The organism is Bradyrhizobium sp. WSM471, assembly GCF_000244915.1.
Classification (GTDB): Bacteria; Pseudomonadota; Alphaproteobacteria; order Rhizobiales; family Xanthobacteraceae; genus Bradyrhizobium.
In genome coordinates, this window is sequence record NZ_CM001442.1 from 1,032,552 (window position 1) to 1,054,749 (window position 22,198).

A 22,198-nucleotide genomic window follows, 5' to 3' on the forward strand; every position below is an offset into this window, starting at 1 on the left:
GTCAGAACACGAGCACCATGCCGTCTTCGGCGGCGAGGTGGGCGATGTCGTCGAGGCGCGACAGCACGTCGTCGCTCATATGGGTGAGCACGAGGCGTTTTGCGCCGATTTCGGGAAGGTGCTGTTCCAAGGTCTTCAGGCTGAGGTGATTCTTGACCACCTTCTCGTACATATAGGCTTCGGCGATGAAAAGGTCGGCGCCATGCGCCAGCGGAATGAGCGGCTCCGTCCATTCGGTATCGGCGCTGTAGGCCAGGACGCGGCCTTCCGCTTCGACGCGATAGGCGAGGAACGGTCCGCCGGATTCGCCGTGCACGACGGGATAGGGCGTCACCGTCACCGCGCCGAAGCTTTGGCTCTGCTCCGGCGCGAGCTCGACGACGGACAGCTCGAAGCGCTGTTTCGTCGTTGAGGAGTGCTCGAACAGAACCTCCATCACCGCACGCAGCCGCGTCTCGATGCCCTTGGGGCCGGCGATCGTGAGCGGCCGCGTCCGCCGCGAGAATTGCGCGTCCAGCAGGACAAACGGCAGCCCGGCAAAATGGTCGCCGTGGAAATGCGTGATCAGGATGAGATCGATCTCATTGCGGTCGATCTCCAGTCGCTTCAGCGCCGGTAGAGCCGACGCGCCGCAATCGATCAGGAAGTTGGCCTCGCGCCCCGAGACGTGGAAGCAGGTGTTGAGCCTGCCGCCGGATCCGAAGGCGTCGCCGCAGCCGACAAAGCGCAATTGCATCGGCCGCTGGCTCCCTAGAGCATGATCCGGAAAAGTGTGGAGCGGTTTTCCGACAAGATCATGCTCAAAACTAACGACTTACCTGCGCGGCGCGCCGAAAACGCGCATCAGCAGCCAGATCGGGATCACGATGACAGCGCCGAGCAGGAAGTAGCGCCACAGCCAGTTCACGGTATCGAAGCCGAGATCCCACAACCGCTGGAACAAGAGACGAATGCTATAGAGAATATTCCAGGGATCGAAGCCGATCGCCGCCAGCACGACGCCGACGAGGATCGAGAGCAGCACCAGGCGAAATGCGACCGCCAGCGGCGAGCCGCCGAGAAAGCGGTTCAGGCCGTCACTGCGGCCGGCCGGCAAATCTCTGACGTCGTGGGCCATCTCAAACTCCTCAGGGGATTCGACCCTATCATAGGGCAAGGCGGGGGACATGGGGAACCCGCAACGGCGCGTCAATCAGCTTACGGGATTTTAATTCGGGCAGGGCGGGTACGCCTTGGTTGCGGGATGATCGTGCCGCAAGCTCGCAAGCTCGCTGCGACCTCTCCCGCTTGCGGGAGAGGTCGCGCAAGGCGCGGGTGAGGGCTCTCTCTTCTTGGGGATTCCCAATGTGGAGGCACCCTCTCCCCGACCCTCTCCCGCAAGCGGGCGAGGGAGCGCACCTGCAGGGTGGCTGCACCTGGGCTCTAACTCCGTCTCCCCTCACGCCTCAATCTCCGCCGCCTCCGCTTTCAGCATCTTCTCCAGCGTTTCCAGCCGGTCGGCCTCCCGCGGCGGCTTGTCCCAGCGCAGCCGGCTTATGCGGGGAAAGCGCATCGCGACGCCGGATTTGTGCCGCGGCGAACGCTGCAGGCCCTCGAAGGCGACCTCCAGCACCAAGCCCTTGTCGGGCTCGTGCACGACGTGGCGGACGGGGCCGAATTTTTCGGTGGTATTGCGACGGACGAAGCGGTCGATCTGGAGCAGCTCCTCGTCAGTGAAGCCGAAATAGGCTTTTCCGACCGGCACCAGTTCGTCACTGCCCGCGCCTGCGGTCCAGACGCCGAAAGTGTAGTCGGAATAGTAGGACGAGCGCTTGCCGTGGCCGCGCTGCGCATACATCAGCACGGCGTCGATGATGTGCGGATCGCGCTTCCACTTCCACCACTGTCCCTTCGGCCGTCCCGGCAAATAGGGTGCATCGCGCCGCTTCAGCATCACGCCTTCGACGGCGTCCGCGTCTTCGCCCGCACCGGCGCTCGCGGGATCGGCGCGTGCGGCGGTCAGCGCCTCCCAGCTTGCGAAGGCGACGGTGGGCGAGAGATCGATGCGGGGATCGTCAAGCTTGCCGATGAAGGTCTCAAGCCGCTCGCGACGCTCCGCGAACGGCAATTCGCGCAAATCGTTCTCGTCGTCGCCGAGCAGATCGTAGGCGCGCAGATGAATCGGAAACTCCTTGATCAGCTTCGGAGACACGACCTTGCGGTTCAGCCGCTGCTGCAAAACATTGAAACTCTGCACGCGCCCTTCGCGCAGGATCAGAAGCTCGCCGTCGATGGCGCCGGGTAGCCGCAGCGACGGCACGAGGTCCGGAAAGCTTCCGGTGATGTCCTCGCCGGTGCGCGAATAGAGCCGCGCGGTGATGCGGCCGTGCTCGTCGCGGCCGGCCACCGCCTGCACGCGGATGCCGTCCCATTTCCATTCGGCGATGTAGTCGGCGGGATCGAGCGCGGCGAAATCCGTGTCTTCGATCGCATGCGCCAGCATCACCGGGCGAAACGGCGCGGGATCGCGATTGACCGGCTTGTCGCCGCGGCCTTCCAGCCAGGCGAACAGGTCGAGATAGGGCGGCGCGAGACCAGGCCAGATCAGCTCCACCTCATGCGGATCCTTGTCACCGAGCGCAGCGGCCGCGGTCTTGGCCAGGCGCGCGGAGATACCGATGCGCAATGCCCCAGTGACGAGCTTCAACAGCGCCCAGCGACCGGTCTCGTCCAGCTCGTCGAGCCAGCGCTCGAGCTGCTTCGGCAACTCGGTCTTGCCGAGCGTGCGCAGCGTGGTGACGACCTCGGTCAGCGTCGGCGGCGGCGGGTTGTTGTGGTTGCGCGGGCGGAAGGACTCTCCAGCATCTCGCCCGGAGTACCCCCCTCCCTGACCCTCCCCCACAAGGGGGGAGGGAACGGAGAGAGCCGTGCGTCCATCACTTTGGGAATGGCTGTCAGTTGTCGCGCTCACTGACAGCGGCGCGCGCAACTGCGCTCCCTCCCCCCTTGTGGGGGAGGGCGGGGGAGAGGGGTGGCTCGGAAAAGACTCGCCGTTGTTTGCGCTGCGCTTCGGCCACATCAGCGCGATCGTCTCGGAGAGATCGCCCACATAGTCCCAGGATAGGCCGAACAAGACCGGGTCAGTTCGCTGGGCGATAAGATCGCGCAGCAGAGAAGGTTTTGCGTGCTTGAAACTCAGCGCGCCGGTCAGCGCCGCCAGGGCATAGCCGCGGTCGGGATCGGCGACCTCGCGAAAATAGCTGGTGATCAGCCGCAGCTTGTTGTTGCGGCCGGGCTCGTAGGCGAGGCGGTCGAGAAGCTTGGCGAAGCGGTTCATGCTTCGGCCTCGTCAGCGAGCGGCGTCTCGGTCTCCTCCTCGTCGCCATAGCCGACCAGATCGAGCGGTCGCGCCCGCAAACCGTTGCTTTGGCACCAATGCACCAGCGCGTCTTCCTGGCCATGGGTAACCCAGATCTCGCCGGCGCCGGTCGCGGCGATCGTGGCGGTGAGGCCGTCCCAATCGGCGTGATCCGAGATCACCAGCGGCAGCTCGATGCCGCGTTGCCGCGCGCGGGCGCGTACCCGCATCCAGCCGGAGGCGAAGGCCGTGACCGGATCGGGAAACCGGCGGGTCCAGAGATCGGATGTCGCAGAGGGCGGGGCCAGCGTGATGGTGCCGGCGAGCGCCGCCTTCTTCACGCCCTTCACCGGCCGCAACTCGCCCAGCTCGATTCCGCGGCTCTGATAGTAGTGCGTGATCTTCTCCATCGCGCCATGCAGATAGATCGGCGCGTCGTAACCGGCCTGGCGCAGCAGCGCGATCATGCGCTGCGCCTTGCCGAGCGAATAGGCGCCGACGAGATGCGCGCGCTCCGGAAACAGCGGCACCGACGCCAGCAGCTTCTTGACCTCGTCGGCCGCATCGCCATGGCGAAACACCGGCAGGCCGAACGTCGCCTCGGTGATGAAGACGTCGCAAGGCACCAGCTCGAACGGCGTGCAGGTCGGGTCTGGCGCGTCCTTGTAGTCGCCGGAGGCGACGATGCAGGTGTCCTTGCAGGTCACCGCGACCTGCGCCGAACCGAGCACATGGCCGGCCGGGTGAAACTTCACGCGGACATCGCCGAGCCGGATCTCCTCGCCATAGCGGATCGCCTGCGTCGAGCCGGCGAAATTCTCGCCATAGCGCAGCCGCATCATGTCCAGCGTTTCCTGCGTCGCCAGCACCGCGCCGTGGCCGGCGCGGGCGTGGTCGGAATGGCCGTGGGTGATCACGGCCCGCTCCACCGGCCGGACAGGGTCGATATGGAAGCCGCCGGGCTTGCAGCATAGGCCGGCGGCAACTGGCAGCAGGATGTCTTGCGGACGCATGCCTGTTATATAGGTTGCGACCCCGCATCTTCGAGTCATCACCGCTTCGTTCCCTGGTTCCCCCAATGCCCCTGCGCCTGTTCCTGACCTCCGGCGACCTGATGGCCGACCGCCGCTTCGAGTTCGCGCGCGACCTCCAGCTCAAGGGCGATCTGGCGGCGGCGGCCGACCTGCTGGAGCAGACCATCGAGCTTGCGCCGAATTTCACCTCGGCCTGGTTCACGCTCGGCGAGATCCGCGCGCAACTCGGCGAGCGCCAAAAGGCCATTGCGGCCTTTCGCAAATCGCGCGAGTCCGATCCGAGCGATCAGCACGGCGCTCATCTGCATCTGATACGCCTCGGCGACGCGCAATTGTCCGAGATGCCCAAGGCCTATGTGCAGGCCTTGTTCGATCAATACGCGCCGCGCTTCGAGCACGTGCTGATCAACGATCTCGGCTATCGCGCCCCGTCGCTGATCTTCAAGGCGGTGGTGGCTGCCCGCGTCGCCGCGAAGAAGCCCGCCCTGTTCAAGCGCGCCATGGATCTCGGCTGCGGTACGGGGCTTGCGGCCGCCGCCTTCGCAAAACAGGTCGACCAGTTCATCGGCATCGATCTGTCGCCCGGCATGGTCAAGGAGGCGCGCGCAACGGGCCTCTATGCCGAACTCGAAGTCGCCGACATGATCGAAGGCCTGCGCAGCAAGGGCGATGCGAGCGCGAACCTCGTCGTCGCCGCCGATGCGTTCGTCTATCTCCCCGATCTCGCGCCGGTGCTCAGTGAGGCCGGGCGCGTGCTCGCGCCCGGTGGCGTGCTCGCGTTCACGCTGGAGACCCATGACGGCAGCGGGATCGTTCTCGGCGAAGGCCTGCGCTATGCCCATTCGGCGGAATATGTGCGCGATGCGATGGCGCGGGCCGGCCTCAAGCTCCTCACATTGGAGCGGGCCTCGCCACGCACCGAGAACAACGAGCCGGTGCGGGGTCTCGTCGTGGTCGCCGAGAAAACTTGAGTCTAGGCGCTATACGCGAGGCTTTGAGCGTCATTGCGTCGCAAAGCCGTGACTTCCCACTTGCGACACGTGCCGCGATGCCAGCACAATGTCCTCGCTAGGGAGAAACACACAATGACGAAGAATCCATCGCGGCGCGATTTCAGCGCCGCCGCGCTCGCCACCATCGCGGCATCCACCTTGCCCGCGCCCTACGTCTGGGCCGCGGAGAAGAAATACGACGCCGGCGCCAGCGACACCGAGATCAAGATCGGGCAGACCGTGCCGCATTCCGGCCCCGGCTCGCTCTACGGCGTGCTCGGGCGCGTCGGCGAAGCCTATTTCCAGATGCTGAACGAGAAGGGCGGCATCAACGGACGCACGGTCAAATTCCTCACCATGGACGATGCCTACAGCGCGCCGAAATGCGTCGAGGCGACGCGGCGCCTGGTCGAGCAGGAGGAGGTGCTCGCGCTCTACGGCTCGCTCGGCACCGCCCCGCAGACCGCCGTGCACAAATACCTGAACTCGAAGGGCGTGCCGCAGCTGCTGCTGAACACCGGCGCGTCGAAGTGGAATAACCCGAAAGAGTTCAAATGGACCATGGCGGGCCTGCCGCTCTATCCGACCGAGGCGCGCATCCTGGCGCGTCACGTCGTCAGCGTGAAGCCGAACGCGAAGGTCGGCATCCTCTACCAGAACGACGATTTCGGCCGCGACTTCCTCGGCCCCTTCAAGAAGGTCTTGGAAGACGCCGGCGGCACCGCCAAGGTGATCATGGAGCAGACCTACGATCTGACCGATCCGACCGTCGATTCCCAGCTCATCAACCTCTCGAAATCGGGTGCGGACGTCTTCTACAACATCTCCACCGGCAAGGCGTCGTCGCAGTCGATCCGGAAAGTGGCCGAGCTCGGCTGGAAGCCGCTGCAGCTGCTGTCGGCCGGCTCGACCGGCCGCTCGATCCTCAATGCCGCGGGCCTGGAGAACGCCGCCGGCATCGTCGCCATCCGCTACAACAAGGAGGTCGGCCTGCCCAAATGGGAGAAGGACCCCGACGTGATGGCGTTCGAGGAGCTGCGCAAGAAGTACACGCCGGCGATCGATCAGGACAACACCATCGCCTTCGCCGGCTACGGCCAGGCCGTCACCATGGGCGAGATCCTGCGCCGCTGCGGCGACGAGCTCACCCGCGCCAACGTGCTGAAGCAGGCCTCGACCCTCGCGGGTTTCCACTCGCCCTATTTCCTCGACGGCGTCACCTACAGCTACACGCCGGAGAACTACACACCGATGAAGACGCTCTTCATCTCCACCTTCACCGGTAAGGACTGGGACATCTCCGACAAGCCGATGTCGGAGTAGGGGCTCTCCGCTCTCTCTTCCCCTCTCCCCGCGCGCGGGGAGAGGGTAGGGTGAGGGGGAGCCTCTGCGGGAACGGAGGCAGTTGGACTCGCGGAGGCTCCCCCTCACCCGGAATCCGCGCTACGCGCGCATTCCGGCCTCTCCCCGCAAGCGGGAGAGGCGAAGTAAGCCCCCTCGACGAACCCACACCCACGGCTTACCTGTGATGCCGTGCCGCCCCGCATCCGCAAAATCCCGGCCGAGCCTGCCGCGCTGCTGCCCGACCATTTCCAGGCGTGGTTCGCAGCCCGCGGCTGGTCGCCGCGCGCGCATCAATTGGCGCTGCTGGAGAAATCGCGCGAGGACCGTTCCGCATTGCTGATCGCGCCCACCGGCGCGGGCAAGACGCTGGCGGGATTTCTGCCGACGCTGGTCGAGCTGAGTTCTGCGCCCACAGCTTCGGCGAAATCGGTTGTCTCGACCGGCCGCAGTCTGCAACGCACCGGCGGCCTGCACACGCTCTACATCTCGCCGCTCAAGGCGCTCGCCGTCGATATCGCGCGCAACCTCGAGCGTCCCGTCGCCGAGATGGCGCTGCCGATCAAGATCGAGACCCGTACCGGCGACACGCCGACGTCGCGGCGGCAGCGGCAGCGGCGCTATCCGCCTGATATTTTGCTGACGACGCCCGAACAACTCGCCCTGCTGCTGTCCTCCGACGATGCGCCGTTCCTGTTCTCCTCACTGAGGCGCATCGTGCTCGACGAGCTGCACGCGCTGGTGACGTCCAAGCGCGGCGATCTGCTGTCGCTCGGGCTCGCACGGTTGTGGCGGCTGGCGCCGCAGATGCGCGCGATCGGCCTGTCGGCGACCGTGGCCGAGCCGGAATCGCTGGCGCGCTTCCTGGTGCCGCAGCCCGGCGGCAAGGAAGCGGCGGCCGACATCGTCATTGCCGGCGGCGCCGCGCCGCCGCTGGTCGAGATGATGGACACGCGCGAGCGCCTGCCCTGGGCCGGCCACAGCGCGCGCCATGCGCTTCCCGAGATCTACGAGCTGATCAAGGCGAACAAGACCACGCTGGTTTTCGTCAACACCCGCAGCCAGGCCGAGATGCTGTTCCAGAATCTCTGGAGCATGAACGACGACAACCTTGCCATCGCGCTGCATCACGGCTCGCTCGACGTCGCCCAGCGCCGCAAGGTCGAAGACGCGATGTCGGCGGGCAAACTGCGCGGCGTGGTCTGCACCTCCTCGCTCGACCTCGGCGTCGACTGGGGCGATGTCGATCTCGTCGTCAATATCGGCGCGCCCAAGGGGTCCTCGCGCCTGATGCAGCGCATCGGCCGCGCCAACCACCGGCTCGACGAAGCCTCGCGCGCGGTGCTGGTGCCGGCGAACCGCTTCGAGGTGCTGGAGTGCCGCGTCGCGATCGACGCCATCGCGGAGAATGCGCAGGACACGCCGCCGCTGCGCATCGGCGCACTCGACGTGCTGGCCCAGCACGTGCTCGGCTGCGCTTGCGGCGAGCCGTTTTTCTCAGACGAGCTCTACGACGAAGTGCGCACCGCCGCGCCCTATGCCGATCTCACGCGGCAGGATTTCGACGACGTGGTCGATTTCGTTGCCTCCGGCGGGTACGCGCTGAAGACCTATGAGCGCTTCGCCCGCATCAAGCAGGACAAGGAAGGGCGCTGGCGCGTCGCCAATCCGAAGGTCCGGCAGAGCTACCGCATGAATGTCGGCACCATCGTCGAAGATGACATGTTGAAGGTGCGGCTGGTGCGCTCGCGCGGCGGTGGTCAAGGAAAAGCAGGCGGATCGACAGGGGTGATCGCGCGCGGCGGCAGGCTGCTCGGCGAGATCGAGGAAGCCTTCATCGAGGGCCTCAGTCCAGGCGACACCTTCGTGTTCTCGGGCGAGGTGGTGCGCTACGAGACGCTGGTCGAGGATCAGGTCTATGTCTCGCGCGCCAACGACAAAGACCCGAAAGTACCGTCCTATATGGGCGGCAAGTTTCCGCTCTCGACCTATCTGGCCGAACGCGTTCGCCGCCTGCTCGACGACGGGCGCGCGTGGGGCGCCTTGCCGGAGCAGGTGCGCGACTGGCTGTCGCTGCAAAAGGACGTCTCGCGCGTGCCGGCGGTGCGCGAGCTACTGGTCGAGAGTTTTCCTCGCGCCAACAAGCATTACATCGTCTGCTACCCCTTCGAGGGCCGCCTCGCGCATCAGACGCTCGGCATGCTGTTGACGCGCCGGCTGGAGCGCGCCCGCGCGCGGCCGCTCGGCTTCGTCGCCAACGAATATGCGATCGCGGTCTGGGGGCTCGGCAACATGTCCGCCATGATCCGGGACGGCAGGATCGACCTCGACGCGCTGTTCGACCCCGACATGCTTGGCGACGATCTCGAGGCCTGGCTTGCCGAATCCGCGCTGATGAAGCGCACGTTCCGCAATTGCGCGATCATCTCCGGCCTGATCGCGCGCCGGCACACCGGCGAGGAGAAGAGCCGCCGCCAGGTGCTGTTCTCGACCGATCTCGTCTACGACGTCTTGCGAAAACACCAGGCCGACCACGTGCTGTTGCGTGCCGCCCGCGCCGATGCCGCCACCGGCCTGCTCGATCTGCGCCGGCTGAGCGACATGCTCACCCGCATCCAGGGCCGCATCACGCACCGGGAACTCGATCGCGTCTCGCCGCTCGCGGTCCCCGTGATGCTGGAAATCGGCCGCGAGTCAGTCTATGGCGAAGCTGGAGACGAGCTCCTGGCCGAAGCCGCCGACGAGCTCGTCAAAGAGGCGATGGGATAGAGAATTTTCCAGTGAGGCGCGCTGATCCATCCACACCGTCATGCCTGGGCTTGACCCGGGCATCCACGTCTTTGTCTCCGTGGCAAGAACGTGGATGGCCGGGACAAGCCCGGCCATGACGGAGCAAGTGGCAATTTCGGTTACGACGACGCGCAGCGTTGACGTCGTAGGTATTCCGTTCGCCGCCGATCTCTCCGGTGCGCTGTTCTGGGAAGAGCAGCGCCTGCTCGTCGTCTCCGACCTGCATCTGGAAAAAGGTTCCAGCTTCGCCATGCGCGGCGTGCTGCTGCCGCCTTACGACACCATCGCGACCCTTGGCCGGCTCGCTGCTGTCATCTCCCGCCATGATCCGCGAATCGTCATCGCGCTCGGCGACAGTTTTCACGATCGCACCGCGCACGGACGGCTGTCGGCGGAGGATCGCGACGCGGTCGCCGCCTTGCAGGCTGGCCGCGACTGGATCTGGATCTCAGGCAACCACGATCCGGCGCTGCCGAGCGATCTCGGCGGCACGATCGCCGACGAAGTCGCGATCGGCCCGATCACCTTCCGCCACGAGCCGACCGGCGCATGCGGCGAGATCGCCGGCCATCTCCATCCCAAGGCCCGCGTCTCCGCGCGTGGCCGCTCGATGGAGCGCCGCTGCTTCGCCTCTGACGGCGAGCGCGCCGTGATGCCCGCCTTCGGCGCCTATGCCGGCGGCCTCAGCATCCGCGATGTGGCGTTTGCAAAAATCTTTCCGAAGAACGGTTTTGTCGCGCATTTGCTCGGCGACCGCCGCGTGCATGCGATTGCCGCGTCACGGTGTTATTGATTAGCTATCGCTTCAATCGGGGCTGAACACACTCTCACCACGCGCACGCTGCGCTCCCTCCCCCCTTGTGGGGGAGGGCGGGGGAGGGGGGTAGCCCAGGAAAAGGTCTATCCATCTGCGCTCGTGCGGCGCGCGCTCCTCGAGAGAGTCCCCGTGTGGTACCCCTCTCCCTAACCCTCCCCCACAAGGGGGAAGGAACGCACCGGTGTCGCGGCGACAGATCGCGACTATCGCAACGATTTACGCCGCCTTCGCCTGCACGTCGTCGCAGAACTCCGCGAGCCGATCGGCGAGCCGCAGGGTCGCGGGGCTCGCGCCCGGCGCGGCCATCAGCGCCACCTCGGTTCGGTTGATCGGCGCAAAGCCGTCCTTCGCGGTCAGCACGCGGTGGTCGGACTGGATCGCCATCTCCGACAGGATGCTCAAGCCCATGCCGGCGGCGACCGCGGCCTGGATGCCGGCGAGGCTCGATGACGTATAGGACATGTGCCAGGGCCGGCCCGCACTTTCCAGCGCGTGGATGGCGCCGGCGCGGTAGAGGCAGCCGAGCGGAAAGCCGATCAGCGGCACGGAGGCGACCTCCGCATGGATCGGGTGGCTCTTGCTGGTGACCCAGTGCACCTGCTCCGGCCACACCGCGATCGCGCCCTTCTCACCCGCTGCGCGCTTGAACAGTGCGAGGTCGAGCTCGCCGCGATCGAGGTCGCGGGCAAGATGCTTGCTCTGGTCGGCGCGCACATCGAGCCGGAGCCCCGGATGCGAGCGTGAGAAGGCGCCGAGCAGTTTCGCCAGCCGATACGCCGCGAAATCCTCGGGGATGCCGAGCCGGATCGCGCCTTCGCCGTCGGGCTGGCTCAGCACGTCGCGCGCCTCCTCGGCGAGCGACAACAGCCGCCGCGCATAGGACAGCAGCCGTTCGCCGGCCTCCGTCGGGCGCACCTCCTTGCCGTCGCGATGCAGCAGGACTTGGCCGACATCCTCCTCCAGCCGCTTGATCTGCTGGCTGACGGTCGACTGGGTGCGATGGACGCGCTCGCCGGCGCGAGTGAAGCCGCCGGCATCGACCACCGAGACGAAGCTGCGCAGGAGCTCCAGATCGAGCATCGGCGTCTCCATTCGAAAATCCACTGATGGGAAGTTAATCATTTAATTTCCAAATGACAAGCCGGGTCCCTAGATCGAGGGCACAGGAGAATGCCCACATGTCGCTCGCTCCCTCGCTTGCCGTTCCCCGCAGCCGCTTCAACACGCTGCCGCTCGCGATCGGCCTGTTCTGCCTGCTCTGGAGCTACGCCTTCGTCGCCGGCAAGATCGGCGTCACCCATTGCCCGCCGCTGATCCTGCTCGCCGCGCGCTTTTCGCTCGCCGGCATCTTGATCCTCGGTGCCACGCTGGCCCGCGGCGACGACTGGTCGCTGTCCTGGCGCGATGCCGCGATCTTCGCCGTGCTCGGCGTCGCCAACAACGCGCTCTATCTCGGCCTCGGCTACACCGGCCTGCAATCGGTCTCCGCAGGCCTCGGCGGCCTGATCGTGTCGGCCAATCCGGTGTTCACGGCGGGCCTCGCCGCGCTTCTGCTCGGCGAAGGCATGACCTGGCGCAAGGCGAGCGGCCTCCTGCTCGGCATCATCGGCGTGACCTTGATCGTCTGGCACCGGCTGTCGGTCGGCACGGATTCATGGCACGGCATCGTGTTCACGCTGGCCTCGCTCGCCTCTCTCGTCGCCGGCACCATTTTGTTCAAGCTGCTCGCGCCGAAGGGAAGCCTGTGGATCGGCAATGGCGTGCAGAATCTCGCCGCGGGCATCGTGCTGACGCCGGTGGCGCTGACCTTCGCCGATCTTCGTGCCATCGACTTCACGCCGGGCCTGATCGGCGCCTTCGCCTTCCTCGTGCTCGGCGGCTCGATCATGGCCTACTGGCTCTGGTTTCATCTCCTGAAAGTGTGTGGCGCGACGGCTGCCAGTGCCTATCATTTCCTGATGCCGCCGCTCGGCATGCTGTTCGCGTATCTCGTCCTCGGCGAGCATGTCGAGGCCCGCGATCTGCTCGGAATCATCCCGGTCGCACTTGGCATCTATCTGGTGACGCGGCCCGCCAAATCCGTCTCGTAAGAGGAGTCCATCATGCCCATTTCCATCACCCTGATCGGCGGTCCCACTGCGCTGATCGAGATCGATGGCTTTCGCCTGCTCACCGACCCGACCTTCGATGCGCCGGGCGCCTATCAACTGCCGCATGTGAAGCTGGAGAAGACGATTGGACCTGCGCTGAAGGCCGATGCGGTCGGTCCGATCGATGCGGTCCTGCTCAGCCACGACCAGCATTCGGACAATCTCGACAATTCCGGCCGCGACTATCTGCTTAAAGCGCCGCGCGCGCTGACGACTGAGGCCGGCGCCAAGCGTCTCGGCGGCCATGTCGAGGGCCTCGCGCCATGGGCGACCTCGCATCTGAAAGACGGTGACGGCAACACGCTGACGATCACGGCGACACCCGCGCGCCATGGCCCGGCCGGCATTGAGCCGCTGTCAGGGGACGTCATCGGCTTCGTGGTGTCGTCGAGCCGCAAGGATACAACCTCGGTCTATATCAGCGGCGACACCACCTGGTTCGACGGCGTCGCCGAGGTCGCGCGCCGCTTCAAATGCGGCGTGGTGATGCCTTTCGCCGGCGCCGCGCAAACGCGCGGCCCGTTCCATCTCACCATGGACACCAACGACACCATCGAAACCGCACGCGCCTTCCCCGACGCGATGATCGTGCCGGTTCATACGGAGGGCTGGGCGCATTTCCGCCAGAACAGCGAGGATCTGCGCAAGACGTTTGACGTGCTCGGCTTCGGGACGCGGTTGCGATTGCTGGAGCCCGGCGTGCCCACGGTGGTGCAGGCGCCGTAGTTTTCCAACGCCGTAATTTCCCAGCGTTTCAGTTTTCCAGCGTCGTAGTTTTCCAGCGTCGTCCTGGCGAAAGCCAGGACCCATTACCCCAGGGAGCAGTTTGACGCTTAGTGGTAACTCCGAATCCCCGTAATCATCACTGCCTGTGGTTATGGGTCCTGGCTTTCGCCAGGACGACTCGGAGAGAGCGCCTGCGCTTCGCAATGACGGCGGCTAATCCTTCCGAAACACAATCGACGCCATCCAGCCCGTCATCAGCGCCATCGCCGCCGTAACCAGTCCATAGATCAGCCCGTTCTGCCGCGCCGTCGTCGCGACGAACTGCTCGAAGCCGACCTTGACGATCTCGAACGCGGTCTCGGTCTTGCCGATGAACGCGCCGTCGGCAAACAGCTTGATCTCGACCTCATAGGTGCCGATCGGCACCTCCGCCGGCAGTGGAATGCCTGTGCGGAACAGGGTCGGTGTCAGGAACGTCACCGCGCTCGGGTCCTCGCGGTAGAGACCGCGCTGGGTGCGCAGGCGGATGAAGGCGGAGCGGAACGCGTCGTTCGGCACCACGTCGGCATAGTCGCCGCTGACGCGCTGGGTCAACAGCACGTTGTTGAGCCCGATCTGCTGGCGCCGCGCGATCTCGGGCGAGGTGATGACATCGAAGGAGCGGTTGGCGAACAGCGCGAGATAGCTCGGCACCTCCAGGAACTGGCGGTAGTCGGTGTTGATCCAGATCCCGAACGTGCGCTCCTTGCGCCGCGTCACCATGTCGGCGCGCGGGCCCATCACGGTGACGACGAGATCGTAGGTCTTGCGGTCGACGGGCGCGGAGCCGTCCTTCTCGACCGAGCCGAACAGCACCAGCTCCTCGCCGGAATAGTTCGGCGTCACCGTGACGCGATGGTTGGAGACCGACACGATCAGCCGCTCGGCGCGTGCAGCGGAGCCGAGCAGCAGAACGAGCAGGACCGCGAGAGCTGCGCGCATCATCCGTTCACCCCCAGTTCGCGGATGGTGAAGAGGTCTTCGGGCCGGATCACCAGCTCGATCGCGAAACGAACACCGACCGAGAGGATCAAGAGGCCAAGCAGCAGCCGCAATTGCTCGCCGCGAATCTTCTGGCCGGCGCGTGCGCCGAATTGGGCGCCGGTGACGCCGCCGACCATCAGGATCAGCGCCAGCACCGCATCGACCAGATGATTTGTCACCGCGTGCAGCAGGGTCGCAAACAGCATCGTGACCAGCGTCAGGACCATCGAGGTGCCGATCACCGTCGAGGTCGGCACCCGCAGCAGATAGATCATGATCGGCACCAGGATGAAGCCGCCGCCGATGCCCATGATGGCGCCGATGAAGCCGATCACGATGCCGACGATCACGACCGGGATCACCGAGAGGTAGATCTTGGAGCGCTTGAACCGCATCTTCAGCGGCAGGCCATGGATCCAGTTATGCGTGCGTCGCGGCGGCACCGCGCCACGCCGGGTCCGCATCAGGGCGCGCAGGCCGTCGGAGAACATCAGACTGCCGACGGTGGTGAGCAGCACGACGTAGGACAGTGCGATCATCAGATCGAGCTGGCCGAGCGCGCGCAGCTGCGTGAAGGTCCACACGCCCAGCGCCGTCCCGGTCACGCCGCCGCACAACAACACGCTCGCCAGCGCCGGATCGATCGCGCGCCGCCGCCAATAGGCGAGGGCGCCGGAAAAGGACGAGGCGGCGATGTGGCTCGCGACGGAGGCGACCGCGACCGCCGGCGTGATGCCGATGAAGATCAAAAGCGGCGTCATCAGGAAGCCGCCGCCGATCCCGAACATGCCGGAGACGAAGCCGACCGCCGCGCCCATCGCCAGCACGAGGAAGACGTTGACCGGAAGATCGGCGATCGGGAGATAGAGCTGCATCGAGAGACCACGCTTCCCACGAGACGGATCGGTTGCGCGGAATGCTCGCAGGAGGGCAGAACGATTGCCGCGCCCCTCAATAGCGGAATTCGACGGCGGGCGGGACCAGGAATTTCGGGCGTGGTGAATGGGGGTGAGGAGGGTGATCGAGGCGCCGTGGCTTCTCCGATGTCGTCCTGGCGAAAGCCAGGACCCATCATCCCGACTGGTTGCTATCGCGGCAGGCTGTGGCCACAGCGTCCTTCAACAACGGCTGCTTGTGGTAATGGGTCCTGGCTTTCGCCAGGACGACCAGGTGGGATTTTTCCTCAGAGACGATTGAGCGACCGCTCTCAGCGCACCGCCGACGCCGACTTCTTGCTCGCGACCGGCTTCGGCGCAGGCTTGGCGTTGGCCTGCGGCGCGCTGTCCCAGCCGCCGTTCGGGGCCGCAACGTTGACGGCGTCGTCGGGCTGCGGCTCGGCGCTGAAGGTCTGGATCGCGAGCTTGGCGGCGGCGAGCGATTGCGGGTCGAGACGCTTGGCGACGTCATCGCGCTTGGTTGCTGCGTCCGCGTCGCCCTGGGCGGCGGCGAGGGTAAACCATTTGTAGGACTCGGCGAGGTTCTGCTCCACGCCGATGCCGCGGGCATAGAGGATGCCGAGGTTGAACTGGCTGTCGGCGACGCCGCGGTCGGCGGCCTTCCGGAACCACAGTGCCGCGCTCTTGTAATTGGCGCCGCGTCCGCCGCCGTCGGCGTCGAGCACCGCGAGATTGTGCATCGCCTTGGCGTTGCCGCGCTCGGCCGCCTGCGTGTAGTAGCGGCGGGCGATGTCGGCGTCCTTCTTCACGCCAAGACCCTTTTCGTAGAGTGTCCCGAGGCGGAAGGTCGCGGGCACCACGCCGGCCTGCGCCGCGCGGTCGTACCATTTGGCGGCTTCGTCGTAATTCGCGGCCACGCCCTTGCCCTCGGCAAAGCGCACGCCGATCTCGTAGGCCGCGGTCGCATCGCCCTTCATCGCGGCGGTACGCAAGCCGGGGCCACCGATGCCGTCAGGCAGCTTTTCGCTCGGCGGCACCTGGATCATCGCGAGTTTCATGCGGCTCGTGCCCGACAGCGCGCCGGTGACGTCGCTGGAGGCCGGCTGCGGCGCTGCGGCAGGGACCGGCGGAATTTCGACCGAGGCCGAGTTGCCGGAATTGGCGGCGGGAGCCGGCGCGGCATTGTTCTGGGATTGCCGCCCGATCGGGGTCGGCGAGGTCATCGACGGTGTGACCTGCTCGGGCGTGGCGGGCTTGTTCTCGACCGGCAGCGGGGCCTGTGGCGCGGGTGCGGGCGACGAAGTCTCCATCGCCTGCGGCGACGGCGACGAGGTGCTGCCATCGAGCAGGTTCATCGCCATCTTGAAGGTGCCTAGTACGATCACGACCACGCTCGCGCCGACCAGCAGCGAGCGGATCTTCGAGGTGATGGTCGAGCCACCTTCCTGGCCCTTTTCCTTGGCGCGGGCGATTGCGGCCTTGGCGCCACGGGCCGGCTTCTCGGTCGGCTGCGCGGCGGCGGCCTGCGCGGCGCGGCGCGCGGCGGCGATGAAGCTCGACGACGACACCGGCTCCTTGGGCGCGGCCGGGATGTCGCTGATTGCGCTTTCGGACGCAGCAATGCGCTCCGACGGCGTGGCAAGCCGTGCACCCGGCCTTGTGCCCGGCTCGAGCGGATGATCCGGCGGCAGTTCGGGCGCAAGCGCGGCGCGCGTGGGCGCCGTATGCGGCTCCAGGATTTCGCTGATCGCGCGTGGCGGAACCGGCGGTGCCATCGGCATCGGCATCGGCGGCGGCGCTGCCGGCGCGGCGGCGTGGAATTCGCGCGGCGCGGCGGCGAAGGCGGCGTGCGCCGCCTGCGCGGCGGCCGGATTGGGCAGCTCGGGCTTCGGATCGTATGTCGGATGCTGCTGTTGCTGCGGCCGTGGATCGCGCGCCATCGGCGCGGTCTCCATGGGAGCAGCCATCGGCGTTGGCTGCGGCATCGGCGCAGGGGCGGGCGGCGCGGTGCGCACATTGTGCAAATCGCCCTCGATCATCGAGAGACGATCGACGACGTGGCCGAGTGCGTTGTGGACGGCCTCCAGTGAATCCTGGGTGGTCCGGTTGGTCTCGGCCTGGCTGAAGCGGATGTCGGAGAGCTCGCGCTTGACGAGATCGACCATGCCGGACTCGGCAGGCGGCGCGGAATTGCGGCTCTCGGCCAGCGCGGAATAGGTCGCCTGCTGCCGCTCCAGGTGGCGCAGAATGTCGTGCAGCCCGTCCTCGACGCGACTGAAATTGCCGTTGCGCGGATCGGAGGCGGCCTCGAGCCGCTCCAGCAGATACGAGACCCGCTGTTCAAGATGAGCAAAGGTCGAAGCCGAATCGTTGCCGACCTGCATGCGATCGAAACGGTCGGACAGGGCGCGGATCGCGCTTTCGAGCTGCTCGCTGCTCTCGGAGGGCTGAGGGCGCTCGCGCGTTTCCAGAGCGGCGGTGAGCGCCGCGATGCGCTGCTCCAGCACCGCAAAACTGTCGCCCTGGCCGGACGCACGGGTGACCTGGTCGACCTTGGACGACAGCAGCTGCACGTCGTCCGAGAGCCGTGCCAGCGCTTCGTTGGAGGCGACGTTGGAGACGATGCCGCGCAGCGCCGTGATCGCGCCTTCGAGCTGGCGGACCGTCGAGGGATCGTCATTGGCGCGCAGGATCAGATCGAGCTTGGCCCCGAGATTGCGGATCGCCTCGTCATAGCCGGTGAGCTGCTCGGCCGGCGTCAGCGTGCGGAGCACCTGCTTGATTTCGGACAGCGCGTGCTCGATCCCGGACAGGACCTGACCGTCGGTGCCGTTGGAACGGGTCTCGTCGATGCGCCGATGCAGCGAGCGGATCTCGTTCTCGATCGATTCGATCGCGCGGCGCGGCATCGCCTCGGTGATGGCGTTGCGGATCTCCGCAAGCTCGCTGCGGAAACTGTTGATCGCCTGCTCGGTATTGTCGGGGCGCTGCAGCGATTCGATCTGGCTCGTGATCTTGAGCAGATGGCGCTCGAGTGCAGAGAAATCCGGCCCCGGCTGCGGTGGCGGCGGAGCGTAGGCAGGCGCGGGCGGCGCGTAAGGAGCTGCCGCAGGCGCGATCGAGGGTGCTGCGCGCGGCGGCATCTGCCTTGGCGCAAAGCCGTCGAGCTCGCTCTGCCGTGCCGTGATCTCGGCGACCGCGACGTCGAACGAAGCCGGGCTCAGGGGCGGTGAGCTGCGATAGACCTGCGCTGCCGCGCGCTCGACCGCATCGGCCTGGCGCTGGCGCATTTCAACGGGCGCCTGTCGCGGTGCCGGAGCCTGCTGCGGCTTCGAAATCTGCGACAGCCTTGCATCGAGCCGCGAGATCGCGTCGTTGAGCTGGCGCGCAACGCCCTGCTCGCGCGAGACGTCTTGCCGGGAAGCGTCTTGTCGCGAAGTGTCCTGCCGCGGCGCGGGCTTTGAAATCCGTTCGATCTGCTGGGTGATGGCGTCGAGCCGCTGGTGGATGTCGGCGACTTCGCGGCTTTCCTGGCTCGGTCCTTGAGTCGGTACCTGGCTCGGGACGTGCTGGGCTTGCGGACGCTGGTCGTAAAGTCCGCGAAAGTTTGGCGGGGCGGTCTCGCCGAGCGTGGAGTTCAGCCAATCGTTGAGTGACATGCCGGCGCGACGCGCAGCAGCTTCGGCCCGCTCCCGGACGGAGGGATCGATGCCGTCAACACTCCACGATACGCGCGAATTCATGACTCTGTCCGGTCCCGACTCCGGCGCCCCACCCGGCGCCTCCAGTCTCCCCTCGCGTGCCGGTTGAAAGACAATCGGATTTGGCGCGGGTCGTCTGCCTCGAAAACCGACTTTTGTCTGTTACGGTAAATAACGGGTTAAGGAACCCATTGACGGTGTCTTAAAGTTGGGCGGCCTTCCAAGACGAGAGCAGGTGCGCTCCCTCCCCCGCTTGCGGGGGAGGGTTGGGGAGAGGGTGTTTCCACAATCGAGAACCCCCGAGATGAGAGAGCCCTCACCCGCGCCTTCGGCGCGACCTCTCCCGCAAGCGGGAGAGGCGACGAGCACCGCCGAAGCCGGTCTAGCCCTTGCCCTCGCGCTTGCCATCCTCCAGCGGCACCACGGTGCCGTTTGCGCTCATCGCCGACAGGGCCTCGAGCGCCTCTTCGCAGAAGTCGGCGACCATCTGCTCGTGCCGGGCGCCGAGCTGAAGCAGCAGCAGGTTACCGAGGTCGAGCACGCCGGACGCCGCCCCTTCGGGAAAGCGCTTCTTCAGGATGCGCTCGTAGTTCTCGTGGCGATCGCGGTGGTGTTCGAGCCGGGCCATCAGGTCGGTGCGCATAGGCTCGAGCCCGATGCTGTCGAGCGCATGCAGCCGCACCAGGAGGTCGTCCTTGATGGAAGGGGGCGTGCTTGGCCGCGCGGCCCAGTGCCGCAGCGCTGTTCGGCCCTCCGGAGTGAGCGTATAGATCAGTTTATTGGGCTTGCCTGTCTGCACGACCTCGCGGCCCTGGATGTAGCCGCGGTCGCGCAGCTTGGAGAGCTCGCGGTAGATCTGCTGGTGGTCGGCCTTCCAGAAGAAGCCGATCGAGGAATCGAATGTCTTGGCGAGCTCGTAGCCCGTCATCGGACGTTCCGTCAGGCATGCGAGGATTGCGTCGCCCAAAGCCATGACCCGGTCCTCCTGTTCTTAACCAATTGGCTTGACTTTATGCGCATCGGCGCATATGCGTCAATGTGCATATGAGGTGATCCAAGAACGAGGGCAAACACCGCCCCGAAAACCCCAACGGAATCAACCTTCGCGCTACTGTGCATGGGGTTGTTTTCGCGTTTTTTTTGCCGAAGCCTTTAGGGAGGCAGCTGAATGACCGGCCTCGAGTCCTGGTACGGCTACATGAAGTCGCATGACCAGGCAGCGCTCTGGGACCTGCTCCATCCCGACGCCGTGTTCGAAAGCCCCGTCGTGCACGCGCCGCAGCGCGGCCGCGACATCACCTTCAAATATCTCGCCAGCGCCGAGAAGGTGCTCGGCGGTCCCGGCTTCCTTTATGTCGGCGAATGGAAGAGTGAGAGCGGCGCCGTGCTCGAATTCAAGACCATGATCGACGGCATCGAGATCAACGGCGTCGATATCATCAGCTTCGACGGCGAGGGACGCATCACGCATTTCAAGGTGATGGTGCGGCCGCTCAAGGCGATCAACATGCTGCATCGCCTGATGGCGGAGCAGCTTGCAGCCGCTCAATCCTAAGCCAGTATCATCACTTCAAGGCCTGCCGGGAGACCACCATGCCGATCTACAAAGCCCCCGTCGAAGACGTGAACTTCCTGCTCAACGACGTCTTCCAGATCGACCGCTACGACAATCTGGCCGGCTTCTCCGATGCGTCGAGCGACGTGCGTGAAGCCATTTTGGGCGAAGCCGCCAAGCTTGCCGAAGAGGTGCTGCAGCCGCTCAATCGCGTGGGCGATCTCGAGGGCTGCAAGCGCGCCGATGACGGCAGCGTCACCACGCCCAAGGGATTCAAGGAGGCGTTCAAGCAGGTCGCCGAGGGCGGCTGGCTCGGCCTGTCGGCACCGACCGAGTTCGGCGGCCAGGGCCTGCCGGTGACGCTCTCGCAGGCCGTCAACGAATTCCAGATCTCCGCCAACATGGCGTTCTCGATGTATGGCGGCCTCACCATGGGCGCGACCGCGGCGCTGATCGTCCACGGCACGCCGGAGCAGAAGCAGACCTACGTGCCGAAGATGGTGGCGGGCGAGTGGACCGGCACCATGAATTTGACCGAGCCGCATTGCGGCACGGACCTTGGCATGCTCCGCACCAAGGCGGTGCGGCAGCCCGACGGCAGCTTCAAGATCACGGGCACCAAGATCTTCATTTCGGCCGGCGAGCATGACCTCGCGCCCAACATCATCCACCTCGTGCTTGCCCGCATCGAGGGCGCGCCCGCCGGCATCAAGGGCGTGTCGCTGTTCGTGGTGCCGAAATTCATGGTCAATGCCGATGGTTCGGTGGGGCAGCGCAACGGCGTGGAGTGCGGCTCGATCGAGCACAAGATGGGCATCCACGGCAATTCCACCTGCGTGATGAACTACGACAACGCCGTCGGCTGGCTGATCGGCGAAGAGAACAAGGGCATGCAGGGCATGTTCGTGATGATGAACGAGGCCCGCCTCGGCGTCGCCGTGCAGGGTCTCGCGCAGTCGGAAGTCGCCTATCAGAACGCGGTCGCCTATGCCCGGGATCGCATCCAGGGCCGTTCGCTCACCGGTGCCAAGGCGCCGGACAAGCCGGCCGATCCGATCATCGTCCATCCCGACGTGCGCCGCACGCTGCTGTCGATCCGCGCCTTCAACGAGGCCGCCCGCGCCTTCGTGATGTGGACCGCGCTGAAGAGCGACGTCGCCCATCGCTCCGAGGATCCCAAGGACCGCCAGGCCGCCGACGATCACATGGGCCTGATGACGCCGGTGCTAAAAGGCTTCCTCACCGATTACGGCTTCGCCAATGCGGTGCAGGCGCAGCAGATGTATGGCGGCCACGGCTACATCGCCGAGCAGGGCATGGAGCAGTTCGTGCGCGACGCCCGCATCGCCATGATCTACGAAGGCGCCAACGGCATCCAGGCGCTCGACCTCGTCGGCCGCAAGCTGCCGCGCGATGGCGGCCGCGCCATCATGGCGTTCTTCGGCGAGGTCATGGCCTTCGCCAAGGAGAACGGCGGCGACGAGGCGATGAAGCCCTTCATCACTCCGCTCTCGACTTCGTTCGGCCATCTCCAGCAGGCCACCACGTGGCTGATGCAGAACGCGATGGCCAAACCCGACAATGCAGGCGCCGCCGCAACCGATTACCTGAATCTCTTCGGCTTCGTCGCCCTCGGCTACATGTGGGCGAAGATGGCGAAGGTGACGCAAGCCAAGATTGCCGAGAGCGGGACGACGCCCTATCTCTCGACCAAGCTCGTCACCGGCCGCTTCTTCATGGAGCGGATGCTGCCGGAGACCGCCGCCAACCTTGCGCGCATCCAGGCCGGCTGCTCCACCATCATGGAACTGCCGGCGGAAGCGTTCTGAGGATTCC

At 66.0% G+C, this 22,198-nt stretch carries 17 protein-coding genes; 8 read left to right on the forward strand and 9 right to left on the reverse strand.

What is annotated here, in order from left to right; all coding sequences use genetic code 11:
* Position 1 precedes the first annotated feature (1 nt).
* From BRA471DRAFT_RS04820 to BRA471DRAFT_RS04835, 4 genes are all read right to left on the reverse strand, one after another.
* A complete protein-coding gene (locus BRA471DRAFT_RS04820) occupies positions 2 to 736 on the reverse strand; it encodes an MBL fold metallo-hydrolase (RefSeq protein ID WP_007605030.1) in 735 nt (244 codons plus the stop codon).
* Between the two features lie 78 nt (positions 737 to 814).
* Complete coding sequence (locus tag BRA471DRAFT_RS04825; RefSeq protein ID WP_007605031.1) at positions 815 to 1,117, reverse strand: DUF6460 domain-containing protein; 303 nt, start codon at positions 1,115 to 1,117, stop codon at positions 815 to 817.
* A gap of 321 nt (positions 1,118 to 1,438) precedes the next feature.
* The gene (locus BRA471DRAFT_RS04830; RefSeq protein ID WP_007605032.1) at positions 1,439 to 3,316 is read right to left on the reverse strand and encodes an ATP-dependent DNA ligase; all 1,878 of its coding nucleotides are present in this window, start codon (positions 3,314 to 3,316) and stop codon (positions 1,439 to 1,441) included.
* Complete coding sequence (locus BRA471DRAFT_RS04835; RefSeq protein WP_007605033.1) at positions 3,313 to 4,350, reverse strand: ligase-associated DNA damage response exonuclease; 1,038 nt, start codon at positions 4,348 to 4,350, stop codon at positions 3,313 to 3,315. Before BRA471DRAFT_RS04835 ends, BRA471DRAFT_RS04830 begins: the two co-directional genes overlap by 4 nt.
* Positions 4,351 to 4,415: 65 nt before the next feature.
* On the opposite strand from BRA471DRAFT_RS04835, the gene BRA471DRAFT_RS04840 reads away from it, so the two are divergent.
* From BRA471DRAFT_RS04840 to pdeM, 4 genes are all read left to right on the forward strand, one after another.
* Positions 4,416 to 5,342 (forward strand): methyltransferase domain-containing protein, encoded by a 927-nt coding sequence (locus tag BRA471DRAFT_RS04840; RefSeq protein WP_007605034.1) that lies wholly within the window; start codon positions 4,416 to 4,418, stop codon positions 5,340 to 5,342.
* 114 nt (positions 5,343 to 5,456) lie between these two features.
* Entirely contained in the window at positions 5,457 to 6,686 is a 1,230-nt protein-coding gene (locus BRA471DRAFT_RS04845) for an ABC transporter substrate-binding protein (protein ID WP_007605035.1), read from the forward strand.
* 210 nt (positions 6,687 to 6,896) lie between these two features.
* Positions 6,897 to 9,473 carry a ligase-associated DNA damage response DEXH box helicase gene (locus tag BRA471DRAFT_RS04850; protein ID WP_007605036.1) on the forward strand — a complete coding sequence of 859 codons (2,577 nt, stop codon included), beginning with the start codon at positions 6,897 to 6,899 and terminating at the stop codon, positions 9,471 to 9,473.
* Between the two features lie 115 nt (positions 9,474 to 9,588).
* On the forward strand, positions 9,589 to 10,287 hold the full coding sequence (pdeM, locus tag BRA471DRAFT_RS04855) for a ligase-associated DNA damage response endonuclease PdeM (protein WP_007605037.1): 699 nt from the start codon (positions 9,589 to 9,591) through the stop codon (positions 10,285 to 10,287).
* 240 nt (positions 10,288 to 10,527) lie between these two features.
* Here the strand turns inward: pdeM and BRA471DRAFT_RS04860 are convergent, their stop codons facing one another.
* Positions 10,528 to 11,391, reverse strand: coding sequence for a LysR family transcriptional regulator (locus tag BRA471DRAFT_RS04860; protein ID WP_007605039.1), 864 nt, complete (start codon positions 11,389 to 11,391; stop codon positions 10,528 to 10,530).
* A gap of 98 nt (positions 11,392 to 11,489) precedes the next feature.
* On the opposite strand from BRA471DRAFT_RS04860, the gene BRA471DRAFT_RS04865 reads away from it, so the two are divergent.
* Together BRA471DRAFT_RS04865 and BRA471DRAFT_RS04870 are read left to right on the forward strand one after the other, a co-directional pair.
* Positions 11,490 to 12,401 (forward strand): DMT family transporter, encoded by a 912-nt coding sequence (locus BRA471DRAFT_RS04865; RefSeq protein ID WP_007605040.1) that lies wholly within the window; start codon positions 11,490 to 11,492, stop codon positions 12,399 to 12,401.
* A 12-nt stretch (positions 12,402 to 12,413) separates the two neighbouring features.
* Positions 12,414 to 13,187, forward strand: a complete 774-nt coding sequence (locus tag BRA471DRAFT_RS04870) for an MBL fold metallo-hydrolase (protein ID WP_007605041.1) — start codon at positions 12,414 to 12,416, stop codon at positions 13,185 to 13,187.
* Between the two features lie 213 nt (positions 13,188 to 13,400).
* Here the strand turns inward: BRA471DRAFT_RS04870 and BRA471DRAFT_RS04875 are convergent, their stop codons facing one another.
* The 4 genes from BRA471DRAFT_RS04875 to BRA471DRAFT_RS04890 form a co-directional block, all read right to left on the reverse strand.
* Positions 13,401 to 14,171, reverse strand: a complete 771-nt coding sequence (locus BRA471DRAFT_RS04875) for a TIGR02186 family protein (RefSeq protein WP_035973546.1) — start codon at positions 14,169 to 14,171, stop codon at positions 13,401 to 13,403.
* Positions 14,168 to 15,085 carry a sulfite exporter TauE/SafE family protein gene (locus BRA471DRAFT_RS04880; RefSeq protein WP_007605043.1) on the reverse strand — a complete coding sequence of 306 codons (918 nt, stop codon included), beginning with the start codon at positions 15,083 to 15,085 and terminating at the stop codon, positions 14,168 to 14,170. The genes BRA471DRAFT_RS04875 and BRA471DRAFT_RS04880 overlap by 4 nt, the downstream gene beginning before the upstream one ends.
* A 332-nt stretch (positions 15,086 to 15,417) precedes the next feature.
* Positions 15,418 to 18,849 carry a tetratricopeptide repeat protein gene (locus BRA471DRAFT_RS04885; RefSeq protein ID WP_007605044.1) on the reverse strand — a complete coding sequence of 1,144 codons (3,432 nt, stop codon included), beginning with the start codon at positions 18,847 to 18,849 and terminating at the stop codon, positions 15,418 to 15,420.
* A 340-nt stretch (positions 18,850 to 19,189) separates the two neighbouring features.
* The gene (locus BRA471DRAFT_RS04890; RefSeq protein ID WP_007605045.1) at positions 19,190 to 19,780 is read right to left on the reverse strand and encodes a PadR family transcriptional regulator; all 591 of its coding nucleotides are present in this window, start codon (positions 19,778 to 19,780) and stop codon (positions 19,190 to 19,192) included.
* Between the two features lie 195 nt (positions 19,781 to 19,975).
* Between BRA471DRAFT_RS04890 and BRA471DRAFT_RS04895 the strand changes: the two genes are divergently transcribed.
* Both BRA471DRAFT_RS04895 and BRA471DRAFT_RS04900 read left to right on the forward strand, forming a co-directional pair.
* Entirely contained in the window at positions 19,976 to 20,362 is a 387-nt protein-coding gene (locus tag BRA471DRAFT_RS04895) for a nuclear transport factor 2 family protein (protein ID WP_007605046.1), read from the forward strand.
* A 38-nt stretch (positions 20,363 to 20,400) separates the two neighbouring features.
* On the forward strand, positions 20,401 to 22,191 hold the full coding sequence (locus BRA471DRAFT_RS04900; RefSeq protein WP_007605047.1) for an acyl-CoA dehydrogenase C-terminal domain-containing protein: 1,791 nt from the start codon (positions 20,401 to 20,403) through the stop codon (positions 22,189 to 22,191).
* The last annotated feature ends 7 nt before the right edge of the window (positions 22,192 to 22,198 follow it).